The organism is Sphingobium cupriresistens LL01 (genome assembly GCF_001046645.1).
In the GTDB taxonomy this organism is placed as follows: domain Bacteria; phylum Pseudomonadota; class Alphaproteobacteria; order Sphingomonadales; family Sphingomonadaceae; genus Sphingobium; species Sphingobium cupriresistens.
In genome coordinates this window covers 305,811-323,337 of the sequence record NZ_KQ130434.1, presented here as the reverse complement: position 1 = coordinate 323,337, position 17,527 = coordinate 305,811, and the positions used below count along the sequence as shown (strand labels likewise).

General features: G+C 65.9%; 17 protein-coding genes. 5 read left to right on the top strand and 12 right to left on the bottom strand.

The genetic code is table 11. From position 1 onward, the window contains the following. Window positions 1-79 precede the first annotated feature (79 nt). Window positions 80-1,372 (top strand): class I SAM-dependent methyltransferase, encoded by a 1,293-nt coding sequence (locus V473_RS01545; protein ID WP_066599715.1) that lies wholly within the window; start codon window positions 80-82, stop codon window positions 1,370-1,372. Between the two features lie 141 nt (window positions 1,373-1,513). Further along, window positions 1,514-3,301 carry an ABC transporter transmembrane domain-containing protein gene (locus V473_RS01540; protein ID WP_066599713.1) on the top strand — a complete coding sequence of 596 codons (1,788 nt, stop codon included), beginning with the start codon at window positions 1,514-1,516 and terminating at the stop codon, window positions 3,299-3,301. A gap of 44 nt (window positions 3,302-3,345) precedes the next feature. Here V473_RS01540 and V473_RS01535 read toward each other — a convergent pair whose 3' ends face one another. The 5 genes from V473_RS01535 to V473_RS01515 all read right to left on the bottom strand — a co-directional run bounded on the left by V473_RS01535 (window position 3,346) and on the right by V473_RS01515 (window position 6,568). Continuing rightward, complete coding sequence (locus V473_RS01535; protein ID WP_066599711.1) at window positions 3,346-3,675, bottom strand: PilZ domain-containing protein; 330 nt, start codon at window positions 3,673-3,675, stop codon at window positions 3,346-3,348. Between the two features lie 352 nt (window positions 3,676-4,027). Then, window positions 4,028-4,450, bottom strand: coding sequence for an ExbD/TolR family protein (locus V473_RS01530; protein WP_066599709.1), 423 nt, complete (start codon window positions 4,448-4,450; stop codon window positions 4,028-4,030). 24 nt (window positions 4,451-4,474) lie between these two features. Next, window positions 4,475-4,963, bottom strand: a complete 489-nt coding sequence (locus tag V473_RS01525) for an ExbD/TolR family protein (protein WP_066599702.1) — start codon at window positions 4,961-4,963, stop codon at window positions 4,475-4,477. Window positions 4,964-5,077: 114 nt separating this feature from the next. After that, entirely contained in the window at window positions 5,078-5,833 is a 756-nt protein-coding gene (locus V473_RS01520) for a MotA/TolQ/ExbB proton channel family protein (RefSeq protein ID WP_201785468.1), read from the bottom strand. A gap of 72 nt (window positions 5,834-5,905) precedes the next feature. Then, entirely contained in the window at window positions 5,906-6,568 is a 663-nt protein-coding gene (locus V473_RS01515; RefSeq protein WP_066599698.1) for an energy transducer TonB, read from the bottom strand. A 254-nt stretch (window positions 6,569-6,822) separates the two neighbouring features. Here V473_RS01515 and V473_RS01510 point away from each other — a divergent pair, with 254 nt between their 5' ends. Beyond that, complete coding sequence (locus V473_RS01510) at window positions 6,823-7,695, top strand: hypothetical protein (protein WP_201785467.1); 873 nt, start codon at window positions 6,823-6,825, stop codon at window positions 7,693-7,695. 102 nt (window positions 7,696-7,797) lie between these two features. Next, window positions 7,798-9,117: a homoserine dehydrogenase gene (locus V473_RS01505; RefSeq protein ID WP_066599695.1), complete on the top strand. Its 1,320-nt coding sequence runs from the start codon at window positions 7,798-7,800 to the stop codon at window positions 9,115-9,117. Window positions 9,118-9,122: 5 nt separating this feature from the next. On the opposite strand, the gene V473_RS01500 is transcribed toward V473_RS01505, so the two are convergent. Continuing rightward, a complete protein-coding gene (locus tag V473_RS01500) occupies window positions 9,123-9,554 on the bottom strand; it encodes a hypothetical protein (RefSeq protein WP_242495937.1) in 432 nt (143 codons plus the stop codon). Between the two features lie 141 nt (window positions 9,555-9,695). On the opposite strand from V473_RS01500, the gene glpX reads away from it, so the two are divergent. After that, window positions 9,696-10,709: a class II fructose-bisphosphatase gene (gene glpX, locus V473_RS01495; protein ID WP_066604829.1), complete on the top strand. Its 1,014-nt coding sequence runs from the start codon at window positions 9,696-9,698 to the stop codon at window positions 10,707-10,709. Between the two features lie 21 nt (window positions 10,710-10,730). On the opposite strand, the gene V473_RS01490 is transcribed toward glpX, so the two are convergent. The 6 genes from V473_RS01490 to V473_RS01465 form a co-directional block, all read right to left on the bottom strand. After that, on the bottom strand, window positions 10,731-11,108 hold the full coding sequence (locus V473_RS01490; protein WP_066599686.1) for a MerC domain-containing protein: 378 nt from the start codon (window positions 11,106-11,108) through the stop codon (window positions 10,731-10,733). A 76-nt stretch (window positions 11,109-11,184) separates the two neighbouring features. Next, complete coding sequence (locus tag V473_RS01485; RefSeq protein WP_066599680.1) at window positions 11,185-12,966, bottom strand: sensor domain-containing diguanylate cyclase; 1,782 nt, start codon at window positions 12,964-12,966, stop codon at window positions 11,185-11,187. Between the two features lie 74 nt (window positions 12,967-13,040). Then, window positions 13,041-14,525 carry a glycerol kinase GlpK gene (gene glpK / locus V473_RS01480; protein ID WP_066599678.1) on the bottom strand — a complete coding sequence of 495 codons (1,485 nt, stop codon included), beginning with the start codon at window positions 14,523-14,525 and terminating at the stop codon, window positions 13,041-13,043. Further along, window positions 14,522-16,027 (bottom strand): glycerol-3-phosphate dehydrogenase, encoded by a 1,506-nt coding sequence (locus V473_RS01475; RefSeq protein WP_066599676.1) that lies wholly within the window; start codon window positions 16,025-16,027, stop codon window positions 14,522-14,524. The genes glpK and V473_RS01475 overlap by 4 nt, the downstream gene beginning before the upstream one ends. Before the next feature lie 84 nt (window positions 16,028-16,111). Then, window positions 16,112-16,522, bottom strand: coding sequence for an ATP-dependent Clp protease adapter ClpS (clpS, locus tag V473_RS01470; RefSeq protein WP_066599673.1), 411 nt, complete (start codon window positions 16,520-16,522; stop codon window positions 16,112-16,114). Window positions 16,523-16,641: 119 nt separating this feature from the next. After that, the gene (locus V473_RS01465) at window positions 16,642-17,499 is read right to left on the bottom strand and encodes a phasin family protein (protein WP_066604824.1); all 858 of its coding nucleotides are present in this window, start codon (window positions 17,497-17,499) and stop codon (window positions 16,642-16,644) included. Between the last annotated feature and the right edge of the window lie 28 nt (window positions 17,500-17,527).

Here is a 17,527-nt window from a genome sequence, read left to right as displayed (position 1 = left end):
ACGATCTGTGACGCTGTCATATGCGCGAAACAGGATGAGCGGCATAGTCCGGCGATTCCATAAGGAGCATGTTTTTACAGTGACATCCCGTGACCTCACCGGCCTTCTCCCCCTGACCGAAGCGGGCCATGCCGACAGCGACCTGCCGCGCCGCCTGTCGGACATGGCCTGGCGCATTGGTTTCGGCGCGATCGGCTGGCCCTGGCTGCTCGCCAGCCTGTCGGGTGGTCGCCCGGCGGACAAGCGCGCCCTGCTCGACGAATTGCGCCTGCCGCACGACGCCCTGCCGCATCTGGGCAGTTGGAAGGCCGATGTCGGGTTCCTGCGCCATATCGTGCGTGAAATCGCAAGGACGCGCCCCGCCCATGTGGTGGAACTGGGCGCGGGCGCCTCCTCGCTCATCGCCGCCCGCGCGTTGCAATTGCATGGCGGCGGCCGGCTGCACAGTTTCGACCAGCATGGCGGCTTTGTCGATGCGACCCGGCAATGGCTGGCCGACCATGCGCTCGACGTCGATATCCGCCACGCCCCGCTGACCCATGACAGCGCCGACTGGCCGGGCCGCTGGTATGCGATCGATGCGCTGCCCGACCAGATCGATCTCATCATCATCGACGGGCCGCCCTGGAGCGTTCACCCGCTGGTCCGCGGAGCGGCCGACAGCCTGTTCGCGCGCCTGTCCCCCGACGGCGTGGTCCTGCTGGACGATGCCGCCCGGCCCGGCGAACGACTGGTGGCGCGGCGCTGGCGGCAGCGCTGGCCGCATATCGATTTTCGCCTGGTCAAGGACGGGACCAAGGGGACGCTGGTCGGCCGCCGCCGCGACACCCGCCTGCCGGTCGCCAATGACAATGACGCCGGCCGCAGCTGGCGCCATGTCGGGCGCGCCGCCGCCATCGCCGCTTTGCTCGCCACCGGCTGGATAGCGCGCGGCGCACTGGGCGAATTTCCGCAGACAGCGCAGGCGAGCAGTTTCCTCGACGAAGCCGCCGCCTCCCGCCGCGCCGGCCTGTTGCGCCAGGCCATGGCCTCCCAAGTCGAAAGCGCGACGTTCGACGCGCGGGAGATCGAACAGTCCACCGGCATCGTGCTGCCCGTTTTGCCCGCAGGCTGGCGCGTGACCGATGTCCAGCTCTTCCCGACCCCCGACAGTCCGGCCATCGCCATGTCGATGCTGACGCCACAGGGCGAGGCGCTCTCCTTCTTCGCCGACCGCGCGGAAACCCCGGCGGAGGGCACGCCGCTGATCGCCCGGCAGCAGGGCGAGGTCGTCGCTTATTGGGAAGCCGGCGCGATGGCCTATGCCCTGACCGGCAAGGCCGACACTCGCCGTGTGCTGCAATTGGCGGGGGAAATGGCGGGCGATAGCTGACAGGCTGTCGAAGCGGGTGGGACGGACTGGCCCCAGGCGACGCATTGCTCCGTGCTCAACGCCGCGATTTTCTGGACCTGAAGCGATTTCGGGGCGGTCGGATATTTCCTATCCCGTGAAATCCCTCTAAGCGCCGCATCCATGGAGGATGCCCTGCAACCCGCCGCCCGCGCCGATGCGCGCCCCGCCCTTGGCAGCCTGTCGATGCTATGGGGTTTCGCCCGTCGCTATCCGGGGCGCATCGCCGGCGCGGTGCTGGCGCTGATCGTGTCGTCGGCCGCAACGCTGGGCATCCCCAGCGGCTTCCGGCTGGTGATCGACAAGGGCTTCATGGGCGGCGGCGACATCAGCCGCTGGTTTGAATATCTGCTGCTGATCGTCATCATCCTGGCGATCGCCAGCGCGCTGCGCTTCTATTTCGTGTCCTGGCTGGGCGAGCGTGTCGTCGCCGACATTCGCAGCGCCACCCAGGCCAATCTGCTGCGCCAGGCGCCACGTTTCTTCGAGGAAAACCGCCCGTCCGAAATCGCGTCCCGCATGACCGCGGACACCGCGATCGTCGAGCAGGTGGTCGGATCGACAGTCTCGGTCGCGCTGCGCAACCTCGTCACCGGGATCGGTGGGCTGATCTACCTCTTCGCGCTCGCGCCCAAGCTCGCGGCGATGCTGCTGCTAGGCATCCCCGTCATCCTGCTCGTGCTGATTGGGCTGGGCCGCCGGGTCCGCGGCCTGTCGCGCGCCAGCCAGGATCGGCTGGCCGACATCGGCAGCGTCACCAGCGAAGTGCTGGGCGCGATGAAGATCGTGCAGGCCTTCGGCCAAGAGGGGCGCGAGGCTGCTCGCTTCGATGCGACCGTGGAAAGCGGCTTCGCCACCGCGCGACGGCGGATCGGCCTGCGCGCGCTCATGACCGCGGTGGTGATCGGGCTCGTCTTTGGATCGATCACCGCCGTCATGTGGCAGGGAGCGCTTGATGTCGCAGCCGGTAAGCTGTCCGGCGGCAGCATCGCCGCTTTCGTCCTGACCGGCGGCCTGGTCGCCGGCGCGTTCGGATCGCTGTCCGAAAGCTGGGGCGACCTGTTGCGTGGCGCGGGCGCGGCCAGTCGCCTGCATGAGTTGATGACGGCCGCGCCGGACATCCTGCCTCCAGCCCACCCGGCCCCGCTGCCCAGCGGTTTGCAGGGCGCGCATCTGCGTTTCGAGGATGTGCATTTCCACTATCCGACGCGCCCCGATCAGGCGGCGCTGCATGGCGTCTCCTTCGCCGTCGCGCCGGGCGAGACGATCGCGGTCGTCGGCCCTTCCGGCGCGGGCAAGTCGACCCTTATCCAACTCGCGCTGCGCTTCTACGATCCAGGTTCCGGCGCGATTCGGCTGAACGGCGTCGCCCTGCCTGATGCCGATCCCGCCGCATTGCGCGCCATGATGGCGATCGTGCCGCAAGACAGCGTGATCTTCGCCGCATCGGCCCGCGACAATCTGCGCTACGGCCGCTGGGACGCGACCGACGAGCAAATTTGGGAGGCCGCCCGCGCCGCCAATGCCGAAGCCTTTCTCCGCGCGCTGCCACAGGGGCTGGACAGCCAGATGGGCGAAGGCGGCGCACGCCTGTCGGGCGGCCAGCGCCAGCGCCTGTCGATCGCGCGCGCGCTGCTGCGCGATGCGCCGATCCTGCTGCTGGACGAGGCGACCTCTGCGCTCGACGCCGAATCCGAACGGCTGGTGCAGGATGCGCTCGGTCGGCTGATGCAGGCGCGCACGACCATCGTCATCGCTCATCGACTGGCCACTGTGCGCGCCGCCGATCGCATTCTTGTGATGGATGAGGGCCGCATCGTCGAACAGGGCGATCACGCCGCCTTGGTGGCGCAGGATGGCCTTTACGCCCGCTTGGCGAGTCTCCAGTTCCAGGATGCTCCGACCGTCTGAACCGCCGTCGCTCTAAATGCCCTAGCGATGTCCTGCCCGCCGCGTCAGTAGGAGCCGGCGGCCGCGTTCAAGCGCACGATATGGTCGAGGATCGCGGGGTGAAGCGGCCGTTCGAAGGTGCAGCCCGATTCGGGACCACGAGTCCATAACACGCGGGCGCGCCGCCCCTCGAAACCCGGCAGCATGACCCAGAGGTCGCTACCGACCGTCAGCTTCATGAAGCTCTGCAGACGAAATCCGGTGGTGGATACGTCGGTGATCCGGCTGGTGAACCAGGTTTCACCCGGTCGCCGGACCTTGACCGCGATCTGGACGTGGCGACGCTCCGCCGCACGGTCCTTGCGGTCATATTCTGATTTCCGTTCCGCACTCATGATCGATACCGCGCCACCTCTGACCCACCATCGACGATCGAAGTAAGCAAAAGGTTAAGCCGGCCTGTCGTGACTGCCGCAAAAGTCGCCGGAGCAATTGCATGTCCAGAAGCCACGTCCCGCCATGGGTTTGTGCTTGGCCCTATCACGCCCTTTCCAAGCATGGCGCAGAGCCGCTCTGGCCCTTTTTTTGCCTTCGCTCGCCGGCATTCGCCCGGCATGGACGACACACAAAAAAGGGCCGCCCGAAGGCGACCCTTGAATAGCGGCAATCATCTGATGCCTGGTCCGGCATGGCCGATCCGCAAAAACGGGAAGTCTTGCGCGGATGGCCGTTGCCGGAAGTCAGCGGTCAGAAATTGCCATATTGCTCGTTGCCGACGAAGCCCAGCTTCGTCACGCCGGCGCGCTTGATCTCGGCCAATACTTCATCAACCGTCACATAGCGGGTCTGCGCGTTGGGCTGGAACTGGAGTTCCGGCTCGACGGGCAAACGCAGCGACTGCTGGAGGTACTGACGCAGAGTCAGCAGGTCGATCGGCGATCCATTCCAGGTAATGATCCCGGCGGGGTCGATCGCAACCTTGTTCTTGACCGGGTCGATCACGCTGTCCGTCGGCGGCGCGTTCTGCGGCAGGTCGATCTTCACCGCGTGGGTCTGGATCGGGATGGTGATGATGAACATGATGAGGAGAACGAGCATGACGTCGATCAACGGCGTCGTGTTCATTTCCATCATCGGTTCGCCTTCATCGGAACCCATGCTCATGGCCATAGCGAAATCTCCTTAATCAGCTGGTCAGAGGCGCTGCGTCGTCGAACCGGGTTCCGGCTCGGAGATGAAGCCCACCTTGGGGAAACCAGCGCGCTGCATCGTATAGATGGTTCCGCCGATGCAACGATAGGGGGTATTGATGTCGCCGCGGATGTGCACTTCGGGCAGATCCTCCGGCGTCATATTCTCAACGCCGCCCACCTTCTTGATGTCCGCTTCCAGCTTGGCGACCGCACGATCCAGCAGTTCGCTGGAACTGACAGGCGCCATGCCCCAGAACACCGCGCATTTGCCATCGGAAGCCTGGGTGACGGAAAGCGACACATTTTCCGGCTTCGTCGTGGTCGGCTCGAAAGCCACCTTGGGAAGCTGGAGATCGACCGTCTGGACGACGACCGGGACCGCGATGAGAAAGATGATGAGCAACACCAGCATGACGTCGACGAGCGGCGTCGTGTTGATGTCGGACAAGGGCTTGTCGTCACCGCCGCCGGGGCCAACACTCATTGCCATTGATACTATCCTAACCTTGGTGTCGATGGCGCCCCGTCGAGCGGGGCCCACGTCCGGTGGGAAACCGGGCGGTCGCAGCCGCCACCCGGTCCCCGAACCGGAATATTAAGGCAATCAGGCCTTGGTCGGCGCAACAGCCGGCTTGGCGACCGGAGCAGCCGGGGCCGGACCGACGGTCGGCTTCACGGCGCCGTCCGAAACCAGATAGGCGAGCAGATCGACGGTGAAACCGTTGAGCTGTTCGGCGATCGACTTGTTGCGACGCTGCAGGAAGTTGTAGGCGAGCACCGCGGGAACGGCGACGGCCAGACCCAGGGCGGTCATGATCAGCGCTTCACCGACCGGGCCGGCGACGGCGTCGATCGAAGCCTGACCGGCAGCGCCGATCTTGATCAGGGCGCGGTAGATGCCGATAACGGTACCGAACAGACCGATGAACGGCGAGGTCGAACCGACCGTCGCGAGGAAGGCGAGGCCGCCACCGAGCGACGAGTTGATCGCGGCTTCCGAACGAGCCAGCGAGCCGTGCAGCCAGTCATGCGCTTCGACCGGATCCTTCAGCTTGCTGTGCTCTTCCTGGGCCTTGATGCCGTCGTCGACGATCTGCTTGTAGGCCGAGTTCTTTTCGAGCTTGGCCGAGGCTTCCTTGAGCGAACCGGCGCGCCAGAAGGTCGCACGGACCTTTTTGCCCTGATTGATCACCTTCTGCTGTTCGATCAGCTTGGTGAAGAGGACGTAGAAAGTACCGACCGACATGGCGCACAGGATGAGGAACACGGTCCAGGCGATCGTGCCGCCCTGTTCCAGAGCTTCCATAAGGCCATAGGGGTTTTCCGGCTTGGGAGCCGCAGCTGCGAGATACATCAACATGTTCAAGACTTCCCTCTCAATGAGATCAAGCTAGGGCGAGGCGGCGCCGAGCGCGCGCCTGCCCGATCAGGATTATTCCGGCAGACGCCAGGTGATACGCCCGTTGTAGGTATCGGGCATCTCCGCGCCATCAGAACCCTTCGCCGGCTTGAAGCGCGCACGCCTCGGCAGCAGACGGCAGGTCGCCTCGTCGAGATCGGCATGGCCGGTCGACTGAGTGATGGTGCAGTTGGTCACCCGACCATCAGCGCCGATTTCCAGCCGGAAACCGGCCGTTCCAGAGCGTTCTTCGCGCTGGGCGCGGCTCGGATAGTCGGCATCGCTGAGCCAACCGCCCGGCGAGCTACGCGGCGAAGCGCGCGTTGCAGCCTGAGGCGGCGGCGGCGGTGCAGCCGGCGGCGGCGGCGGCGCAGCGACAGGAACCGGATTGAACACCGGCGGGGGCGTCCGAACGGTCTGAATCGGCGGCGCAGGCGCTGGGGTCTGCACAATCGGCGGCGGGGCCACGACCGGCGGCGGCTCGACCGGCTGGTCTGGCGGCGGCGGTGGCGGCTCCTCGTCCGGTGGTGGCGGTTCCTCCTTCACGTCGATCACGTTCAGCTGTTCTGCCGCCTTTTTGACATATTTCATGCCAAGACCGGTGACGAAGGCATAGCCAAGAACAGCGTGAATCAGGGCGACGATGACGATCGAGACAGTCCGACTCGATCCTTGCGAGTGGTCAGCATAGGCCATTCGGCAACGACACTCCTTAACTCATCTTACCAGTGGTTTATACAAAATCAGCCAAAAACGACCCAAGCCGACCGAGCTACCCCAATCGCCTTTGGCCCCTGCCCGTTCATTTGCTACCGCGCAAACTCCTATCGTGACGCATCGTGGCACGCAAACGCTTTATCGATTTGTTCATTTGCGGTTACCATTTCATATCGGAATGACTTGCCTGTGACATCCTTGCCACTGGCCAAAAACATAGGACGAAGCTGACGATGAAATCCGCCATCCGCCTGCGCCATTTGGGATTGCTCTGCCTCATTTCCGCCGCATCTCCCGCGGTTTTTCCCGCCTTTGCTCAAAGCGGGAAGATGGTAACGCAATCACCCACCGCCCGCTCCGGCCTGTCCTATGCCGACATTGTGGACCTGGCGGACAGAACGCCGCTAGTGGCCAATGTGCGTATTCGCAACATCATCGCACTCAAGTCAGAACAGGCCGGATCGGTCCCGGCGGGCCATAAAAGGCTGTATGTCGAGGCCGATGTGACGGGGCTGATTCGTGGTGAAGCGGGGATCGCGCCGCTTGTAACCTATCTCTACGACGCCCCGCTCGACGCGCGGGGCAAGATCGCCAAGCTCAAAAAGGCGCAGGTCATCCTCTTCGCCCGTCCAGGCGGGCGCCCCGGCGAAATCCAGTTGATCGCGCCCGATGCCCAAATTCCCGCCACCCCCGCCGAAGTCGACCGGGTCAAGGCGGTGCTGTCGGCGCTGGTCGCGCCCCATACGCCGCCGCGGATTCTGGGCCTGGGCGACGCCTTCCATGTCGCCGGCACGGTCGCGGGCGAAGGCGAGACGCAGATTTTCCTGCGCACCGAAAATGGCGATCCGGTATCCCTGTCGATTCTGCGTCGTCCGGGCCAGGCCCCGCACTGGGCGGTGGCCCTGGGCGAGATTATGGATGAAGCCGCCCGCGCGCCGGAACCGGGCACCCTGCTCTGGTATCGGCTGGCCTGCACATTGCCCGCCACCCTGCCTCCTCGCGCTGTCCGCAGCCTGTCGGTTCAGGACGCCGAGGCCGCACGCGCGGACTATGGCGTGGTGATCGCCGCGCTTGGCCCCTGCGGGCGGACGCGCGCCACGTCGTGATTCGGGGAAGGCGCGAGCGACGCCGCGCTTTTCCTTGGACAGTTTCGCGCGGGCGGCTATCAGCGCGGCGTTCATCAGCCGCAAAAAGGAAGATACGCCGCCATGACCAATCTGCACCGCCATGCCCCGCTGCGCGTCGCGCTTGTCGGCCTCGGCACGGTGGGCGGAGGGGTGATTCGGCTGCTCAACACCAATGGCGACCTGATTGCGCGCCGCGCCGGCTGCCCGATTCAGATCGTCGCCATCTCCGCGCGCGACCGGAACAAGGATCGTGGCGTCGATCTGTCGCCCTATGAATGGGTGGACGACATGACGACGCTCGCCACGCGCGACGATGTCGATGTCGTCGTGGAACTGATCGGCGGCGCGGATGGCCCCGCCCTCACCCTGGCGCGCCAGTGCCTGACCTTGGGCAAGCCCTTCGTCACCGCCAACAAGGCGATGCTGGCGCATCATGGCCTGGACCTCGCCCGGCTCGCCGAGACGGGCGGCACCGCGCTGAAATATGAGGCCGCAGTCGCCGGCGGCATCCCTGTCATCAAGGGGATGCGCGAAGGTGCCGCCGCCAATGAGATCAGCCGCGTATACGGCATCCTCAACGGCACCTGCAATTATATCCTGACCACGATGGAGAAGGAAGGCCGGGGGTTCGACGAGGTGCTGAAGGAAGCGCAGGATCTGGGCTATGCCGAGGCCGATCCGAGCTTCGACATCGACGGCGTCGATGCCGCGCACAAGCTGACCATCCTCGCCAGCCTCGCCTTCGGCACCGAACTGGATTTCAACGCGGTCGCGACCACCGGCATACGCCACGTCATCGCCGCCGACATCGCCGAAGCCGCTGCGCTGGGCTTCCGCATCCGCCTGGTCGGCATGGCGCAGAATGGGGACACCCGTAGACCAGGGGGAGGCCTGTTCCAGCGCGTCCACCCGATGCTGGTGCCGCTCGATCATCCGCTCGCCCATGTCGATGGATCGCTGAACGCCGTGGTGGCGGAAGGCAATTTCGTCGGCCGCCTGTTCTTCCAGGGCCGGGGCGCGGGCGATGGTCCGACCGCTTCCGCCGTGGTCGCCGACCTGATCGACGTCGCCCGCGACGAATATGGCGACGCCTTCGCCATGCCGGTCGCCGCCCTGACGCCGCAGAACAGCGCAGACGCCGGCGCGCGAATCGGTCGCAGCTATCTGCGCTTCAAGGTGCAGGATCGCCCAGGCGTGCTGGCCGAGATCGCCGCCGCCACCCGCGACGCGGGCGTATCGATCGAAAGCATGATCCAGCGTGGCGCCAATCAGGACGATGGCGTTCTGGTCGCCATCGTCACCCATGCCGGCGAAGAGCGCTGCGTGCGCGAGACGCTGGAGCGACTGGCGGGGTCCGACAGCCTGCTCGACACGCCCATGGTCATGCATATTCTCGACTGATATGCCTAATGCCGCCCGGCGCCCTGGATGCGTTCGGGCGGCGGTGGCGACAGGTCGGCATCGGGATCGACGATCGCCTGCACGCCCCTGGCTAGCGCGCCGATCATCTGGAACACCGGCAAGCCGCCAGTGCAGCCGGCGCCCTGTCCGCCGACCACGCCGCAACTGCCCTGTCGTACGGCGACGGCCGAGGCGCGCGGCGCTTCTCCCCGCAACGGCGCGGCGCCGCCATCGCTGGCACGGGGTAAAGGCAGCCGCTCGCGCGCATTGCGCTCCGCCCGCGTGCCGCACACCACGATCGCATCACCGCTGCGGTCGCACGGACGGACTGCCTGCGTCTTGGCCCGGTAGGCGGCCATCAGCGCATCCTCGCCTGTATCCTGCGCATGAGCAGACGATGCCATCGCCAGCGGGGCGAAAAGGAGGAACCGCGTCATGATGCCAGAAAAGCAGCCAATCATGGCCGCATCATGTCGCGGCCAATCGTTGCGCCATGGATCATGGCTCCGGCCTCCTCGCTCGACAAGAACCGACGAGACGCCTATCGGATCGATCGATAAAAAAGGCAGAGGAAAATGATGGTGCAGGCAAGCTCGACTCTGGATCGCGTCCTGGTGCTCGAAATGGTCCGCGTCACCGAAGCGGCCGCGATCGCCGCATCGAAGCTGATCGGCCGCGGCGACGAAAAAGCGGCCGACGCCGCCGCCGTGGAAGCGATGCGCCTCGCCTTCAACGACCTTTATATGGACGGCACCGTCGTCATCGGCGAAGGCGAGCGGGACGAAGCGCCTATGCTTTATATCGGCGAGAAGGTCGGCAACGCCATCGGCGCCGGGCCGCGGATCGACATCGCGCTCGATCCGCTCGAAGGGACCACTATCACCGCCAAGGCCGGTCCGAACGCCCTGGCCGTGCTGGCCATTTCGGAAGAAGGCGGCCTTCTCAACGCGCCCGATGTCTATATGGAAAAGCTGGCGATCGGCCCCGGCTATCCCGACGGCACGATCGACCTCAAACAGTCGGTGCGGGAGAATGTCGAATCGGTCGCCCGCGCCAAGGGCGTCGATCCGCACGAAATCATCGTCTGCGTGCTGGACCGGCCCCGCCACGAAAAGCTGATCGGCGAACTGCGCGCTATCGGTTGCGGCATCATGCTGATCCCCGACGGCGACGTCGCCGGGGTCATCGCCACCACCGACCCGGAAACCACGATCGACATCTATATGGGATCGGGCGGCGCGCCAGAAGGGGTGCTCGCCTGCGCCGCGCTGCGCTGTGTCGGCGGCCAGTTCAAGGGCAAGCTGCTGTTCCGCAACGAGGATGAGAAAGGGCGCGCCCGCAAATGGGGCATCACCGATCTCGAAAAAATCTATGACCTCAATGAACTGGCGAAGGGCGACTGCATCTTCGCCGCGACCGGCGTGACCGACGGCTCGCTGCTCGACGGAGTCAAGCGCCTGCCCGGCGGCAAGCTGACCACCGAGAGCGTGGTGATGCGCGCCAGCACCGGCACCGTGCGCTGGGTGAAGGGCGAGCATCGGATCGACACAAAAGCCGCTGAACGAAAAAAGGGAGCCATTCAGACTCCCTGACCTCACATATTGCAGCCGATTCTAACGGCCGGCGCGATGGTTGAGGTCGTGGCCCAGCGCCAGGATGCCGACGCCGATCAGCGTATAGACGCCTTCCTGCAACCCATGGTCCATGGTGAGCGCGCCGGCCATCACCCCCAGCCCCAGCGATCCGATCGCCGCGGGCATCATATAGCCATGGACCAGCGCGCCATGGCCCAGCGCCACCGCGCCCAGCAGGATCGCCAGCACCAGCCCGGCTTCGTGGAATATGGGGCTGTCGAACATGCCCCCCGCCGATGCCAGCAGGCCCAATATCACCGCCGTGGCGAAGCAATGGGCGACGCACAGCCCCGACAGCGCGATCGCGATGCGATCGATCCGGCCGCTCAACAGGGCATGGCGCAAGATCAACTTCATGGTCGCGATTACATAGGCCAGCCGACCGTAAGTTACAACATAACATTGTAATTTTTCCGCGGGATCGCGCGGCCGATCAGGCCGCCAGACGCAGGCAGTTGCGGCCGCTATGCTTGGCGCGATAGAGCGCCTTGTCCGCCGCCTCCAGCAGCGTCGAACGGTCCGACGCGCCATCGAGCGCGACCAGCCCGGCGCTGAATGTCACGCTGATCGCCAGCGACGCGCCAACGGCGATCGGCTCGTCCAAGATGGCGCGCAGCCGTTCGCACATCATGCTGGAGCGGTCGATGTCGCTGTCGAGCAGCAGGATGGCGAATTCCTCGCCGCCCAACCGGCCGATGCTGTCGCCCGCCCGCAGGCCGGGCCGCAGCCGTTCGACGAAGGCGCTCAGCACCCGGTCGCCCGCGCCATGGCCGTAGCGGTCGTTGACCGATTTGAAATGGTCGATGTCGATCAGCAGCAAAGACGAACGGGCGCCGGAGGCGGCGCGCACGATCTCGTGATCCAGCTTGTCCAGAAACGCCCGGCGGCTATCCGCCCCGGTCAGCGAATCGCGCGCCGCGACCTGTTGCAGCGCGCGTTGGCGCGCCTTGTGCCGCGACATGTCGCGGATCATGCTGACGACGCCACTTGGCAGGCCGCGCTCGTCGATCATGGCGCGGCTCACCATTTCGCACCATTCCAGCCCGTCGGTCGTCACCAATGGCCGGAATTCGACCTTCTGCGCCGTACCCGGCTGCTCCAGCGCGCGCCGATGGGTGGCGATCACCACGGCCCGATCCTGCGGATCGACCAGGTTGGCGGCGGCCTGTCCCAACAGCAATTCGGGCGCGCAACCAATCTGCTCGGCGGCGGAGAGCGATGCATATTGGATGACGCCATCGATGCTGATGTTGAGCACCACGTCGCCGCTATATTCGGCCATCGCGCGATAGCGCGCCTCGCTCTGCTGCAACATCTGGAACAGCCGCTTGCGCGCCGCCAGCTCTACCGCGACGGGCATACACAGCAGGAAGCTGAGCGCGAGATAGAATTGGAAGAACTGAATGCGCTCGCCGGGCGACCCGACGACCCATGTCAGCGGGCCGATCCCGGCCATCGTGGCGCCACCGCCGATCGCCGCCAGCAGGATGACCGCCGCCGCCGATCCCATATGACCGACGCGGAACGCGATCAGCATCAGCGGCAGGAGCGGCGCGAACAGCAAGGGATAACGCGCCCAGAAAAAAACATGCACGGTCGTAAGCGCGAACAGGCCGAGCAGTAGCACCGCTTCCAGCTTGGCGCGGGACGATGCCTCATCCATCCACCGCCGAAATTCGCCCTGAAACGCCATGATCAGGATCGGCGCGCAGGTCAGCCCTCCCAGCACATGGCCGGTATACCATTGCACGAAGGAGGGCCAGAAGGACACCGACGTCAGGGCCGAGGCGACCAGCGCCGCGGCCAGACCAGCGACGATATTGGCCACGCCGCACAGCGAGACGACGAAGACGATCAGCGGCCGGATGGCGCCGATCACCAGCCGGTCGATGACGAACCAGCGACACATGACCGCCACGATCAGCGATTCGGCGATATTGATCGCCGCCATGGGCACGGCCGCCGCCGGTCCCATGCCTACCCAGGCGGTCGCCGCCGCGCTGGCGACCCCGCAGGCAATGACGGCACGAGGCCAATGCGCGACCCGCGAAGTCAGCAACTGCGCCATCAGAAAAGCATTGGCGCACCAGATAAACGCCAATCCGCCCTCGAATCGGGACAGCATCAGGGCCAGCGACGCCACGACGAAATAAACGCAGCCGGTCACGACCGGTGCGATCCATAAGGAAGGTTGGCGAAGGGCGGTATGCGGCATGTCGCTGGCGATGCTAGGCGTTCATCGTTAATATTTGCTCACGATCGCCGTGTCGCCATGGAGGAAAACAGCCGCTAATCCGTAGCGGCTCCCTGCGCCGCCTGCGCCAATAACGCGCGCCACCCCGCCAGCCTTTGCGCCCGTACCGGCGCGGCGAGAACGGGCGCGAATCGCATCCCTGTCGCCGCCATGCCAGCCGCCGCGGCCAGCGAGGGGAACAGGCCGGCCCCGACCCCCGCCAGCATGGCCGCGCCCCGCGCCGTCGTCTCCACATCGCCAGGCCGTTCGACGGTCAGCTCCAGCATGTCGGCCACGTCCTGCGCGATCCAGTCATTGGCGCTCATTCCGCCATCGATCCGCAGCGACCGCCAGGGCGCGCCATCAGCGGCAAAGGCGGCAGCGAGGTCATGCAGCTGATGCGCCATCGATTCGAGCGCTGCCCGGACGATATGCGCCCGGCCGGCGCCATGGGTCAGCCCGACGATCATGCCGGTCGCCTCCGGCCGCCAGTGCGGCGCGCCCAGGCCGGACAAAGCGGGCAGCAGGAAGACGCCGCCATTGTCGGGCACGGAACGGGCGATCGCATCGGTATCGGCCGCCGCCGCGATCAGGCCGATCCGGTCGCGCAGCCACTGGATCAGACTGCCCGCGACGAAGATCGATCCCTCCAAGGCATAGTGGCGCCGCCCCGCTATCTGATACAATATCGTGCCCAGCAGCCGCTGGGCGGACGTCGGCGCCGCCTCCCCCACCGGCGCCAGCACGAAAGCGCCAGTGCCCAAAGTCGCCTTGACCGCGCCCGGCGCCAGGCATCCTTGCCCGATGGTCGCCGCCTGCTGGTCCCCCGCCAGCCCGCAGACCCGGATCGGCCCACCCAGCCATTCCGGCAGGGTCGCGCCGAAATCGCCCGCATTGTCGACGATCTCCGGCAACGCCGCCTGCGGGACGCCGAACAGGGCGCACAGATCCCTATCCCATCCCGCCCCGTCAAGCGCCATCAACTGCGTCCGGCTGGCATTGCCGGCGTCGCTGATGTGCAGCCCGCCGGTCAGCTTCCACACCAGCCAGCTTTCGACCGTGCCCAGCGCCAATCCGTCCCCGGCTGCCGCGACATCGGGGCGGTGGTCGATCATCCAGCGCATCTTGGTCGCGGAGAAATAGGGGTCGATGACCAGCCCCGTGCGCCGCTGGACCAGCGGCGCATGACCCGCTTCCCGCAAGGCCGCACAGTGATCGGCCGTGCGCCGGTCCTGCCACACGATCGCCCGGCCGATCGGATCGCCCGTCCGCCGGTTCCAGGCGACCGTCGTTTCGCGCTGGTTCGCGATGCCGATCGCGGCGACCCGGTCCGCGCCGCCGGCCCTGCCCACCATCTGCCGCGCGCAGGCCAGCGTGCGGGTCCAGATTTCCGCGGCATCATGCTCGACCCAGCCGGGCTGCGGATAATATTGGGTCAGGTCCGCCTGCGCGGTCGCAATCCGCGCGCCGTCGGGGGCATAGAGCATGGCGCGGGTCGATGTCGTGCCCGCGTCCAGCACCAGCAACAGCCGCTCGCTCATAGCCTCTCCTCCAGCCACCGCTCCAGCCGATCGACCTGCGCCCGGTCCAGCCGCAGCCCCAGCTTGCTGCGCCGCCACAGCATGTCCTCACTGGTCTGCGCCCATTCACGGGTCACCATATGCGCCGCCTCCGCTTCCGTGAAGCCATGGCCGAAGTCCAAACCCAGCGCCGATGCATTGCGGGCCGCCCCCAGCCAGACCCGCGCCTGGGTGCCGTAGGCGCGTGCGATCCGGTCAACCGTGGCGGACGCCAGAAAGGGATAGTCGCGCGCCAGACCGGCGATCAGGTCCGCAAGGCCGATCATGGGAAAGTCGCCGCCGGGCAAGGGCGCATGGGCGGTCCAGTCGCCACCCTGCAACATCGGCAGATGGGGCTTGAGTAGATTGACCGCCTCCGCCGCCAGATGACGATAGGTGGTGATCTTGCCGCCGAAGACGCTCAGCAGCGCTGGCGCGCCAGCCCCCCCGTCCAGTTCCAGGCGATAGCCGCGCGTCGCCGCTTCGGGCCTCGCCGATCCGTCATCGACCAGCGGCCGCACCCCGGCATAGGACCAGACGACATCGGCCGGCGCGATCGATCGCGCGAAATAGCGATTCGCGCCCTCGCACAGATAGGCGATCTCCTCGGCGCTTGCGGCCACATGGTCCAGCCCGCCGTCATGATCGCGGTCGGTCGTGCCGATCAGCGTGAAGTCGCGTTCATAGGGGATGGCGAAGAAGATGCGGCCATCGGGCAGTTGGAAGAAATAGGCGAAGCCGTGATCGAACAGGCGCGGCACGACGATATGCGATCCGCGCACCAGCCGCATATGCCGGTCGGTCGGCCGTTCGGCGCGGTGGAGCAGGTTCAGCACGGCCGGCCCGGTGGCGTTCACCGCCGCGCGGGCGTGGACAGTCTCTTCGCCGCGCTTCGACCGCGTCACGATCCGCCAACGGCCATCGGCGCGCGCCAGGCGGATGACGGTCGTCCGGGTGCGCACGTCCACGCCTCGATCAGCGGCATCGCGCGCATTGAGCACGACCAGCCGGGCGTCGTCGACCCATCCGTCGGAATAGCAATAGCCCGGCCCGAATCGGGCCTTCAACGCCACGCCCGCCGGATGGCGACGCAGGTCGATCGCCTGCGTCGCGGGCAAAGCGCGACGGCCGCCTATATGGTCGTAGAGGAACAGGCCCAGCCGCAGCATCCAGCGCGGCCGCAGCCCCTTGGTCCAAGGCAGGACGAAACGCATCGGATGGATGATATGCGGCGCGATGGCCCAGAGCCGCTCGCGCTCGGCCAGCGATTCGCGCACCAGAGCGAACTCGCGATGCTCCAGATAGCGCAGGCCGCCATGGATCAGCTTGGTGGATGCCGACGATGTGCCGCTGGCAAGGTCACCCTGTTCCAGCAACAGCACGCGCGCGCCGCGCCCGGCCGCGTCGCGGGCGATGCCACAGCCATTCACCCCGCCGCCAATGACGGCCAGGTCATAGATGTCGGCTCTTGGCGCGTCGCTCACGCCTGCCGGTGTAGGATGGGCAGGCGCGCGAGGGAACCCGTGAAAACTATGCCCGCTCAAGAACCGATTAACGCTTGGCCCCGGTCAGGCCTTTTCCAGCGTGCATTGCAACGGATGCTGGTTTTGCCGGGCGAAATCCATCACCTGGTTCACCTTCGTCTCGGCGACCTCATAGCTGAAAATGCCGCATACGCCGACGCCCCGCTGGTGGACATGCAACATCACCCGCGTCGCTTCCTCCATGTCCATGCGGAAGAAGCTTTGCAGCACATGCACGACGAACTCCATCGGGGTATAGTCGTCATTGAGCAGCAACACCTTGTAGAGCGAAGGCTTTTTGGTGCGGGTGCGCGTCCGGGTGGCGATTCCGACGCTGGGACCGCCTGGCCCCTCGCCCTGATCGTCCGGATGCTGGCCGGCCATCGCAACGGGGCCTGCATGGGATGTGGTAAGGCTGTTCATGATGCTCAAGGATATGGCGATTTGCCGCGCCATGGCAAGGGGCCGAAAAGCCCATCCGGCCGGTAGGACGATATTTCAGCGTTATAGCAAAGGGGCGCCGCTTCCGTGATGGAAGTGACGCCCCTTTGCTACGATAGGGAAAGCGTGGCCGATCAGGCGGCCAGCGACTTCACCTTGTCGGTCACCAGCGTCACGCGCGCGGTCAGCGGTTGAGCGATGTCACCGGCCAGCTTCATCATCGCTTCGCTGCTCTTGGCGGCTTCCTTGGTGAACTCGTCGAAGCTGCTCGAAAACATCTGGCTCTGCAACTGGAAGAATTCGGTCGGCGTCTTGACGGTCGAGAAGGTCTTGAACGACGCGGTCGCCTTTTCAAAATTCTTGCGGCTGTAATCGACGGCTTCCTGGCCCATGGTCTCCATGGCCTTGGCGGCGATCTTGCCGGACTCGACCAGCGCTTCGACATTGCCCTTGGCGATGTCGCTCAGCTCTTCAATCGCCTTGGTCGATTTCTCGACGCTGGCCTTGGCCTTCTCGTTCATGTCGGCATAGGCCGTTTCGAACTTGGCTTTGGTGTCTTCGGCGAACTTCTTACCGGTTTCGATGACATCGTTCATGATCTTGGTTCCTTCTGCGGGCAGCGGCTGGGTCGCAATGGTTTCGGCCTTGGCCAGGCTCTCTGTAATTTCGGGTTCGGGCGCGGCGTCCACCGCCGTCGACGCGGCGGCGATCGCGACGGGATCAACCTGTTCGGTCGGGATCTCGGCAGTTGACGAAGGCGTCGGAGCGGGCGTCGGCGTCGGCGTGGGGGCAGGCGTCGGCGTGGGCTCTTTCTGCGGATTGGTGTCAATCGGCTTCACCGCGGCCGAAACCGCTTTTTTGGGCGCGGGCTTCTTTTCAGCCGCGCCACCGATCGCCGCTTCCGCCGCCTTGAGCGCCTCGCTCGCCGACAGGGTCGACGAACCGGGCTTGGCGAGCGGGCTGCTCTTCGGGGTCTTTGGGGTAACAGCCATGACCATCCTCCGTTTGTTGCAGTGCACA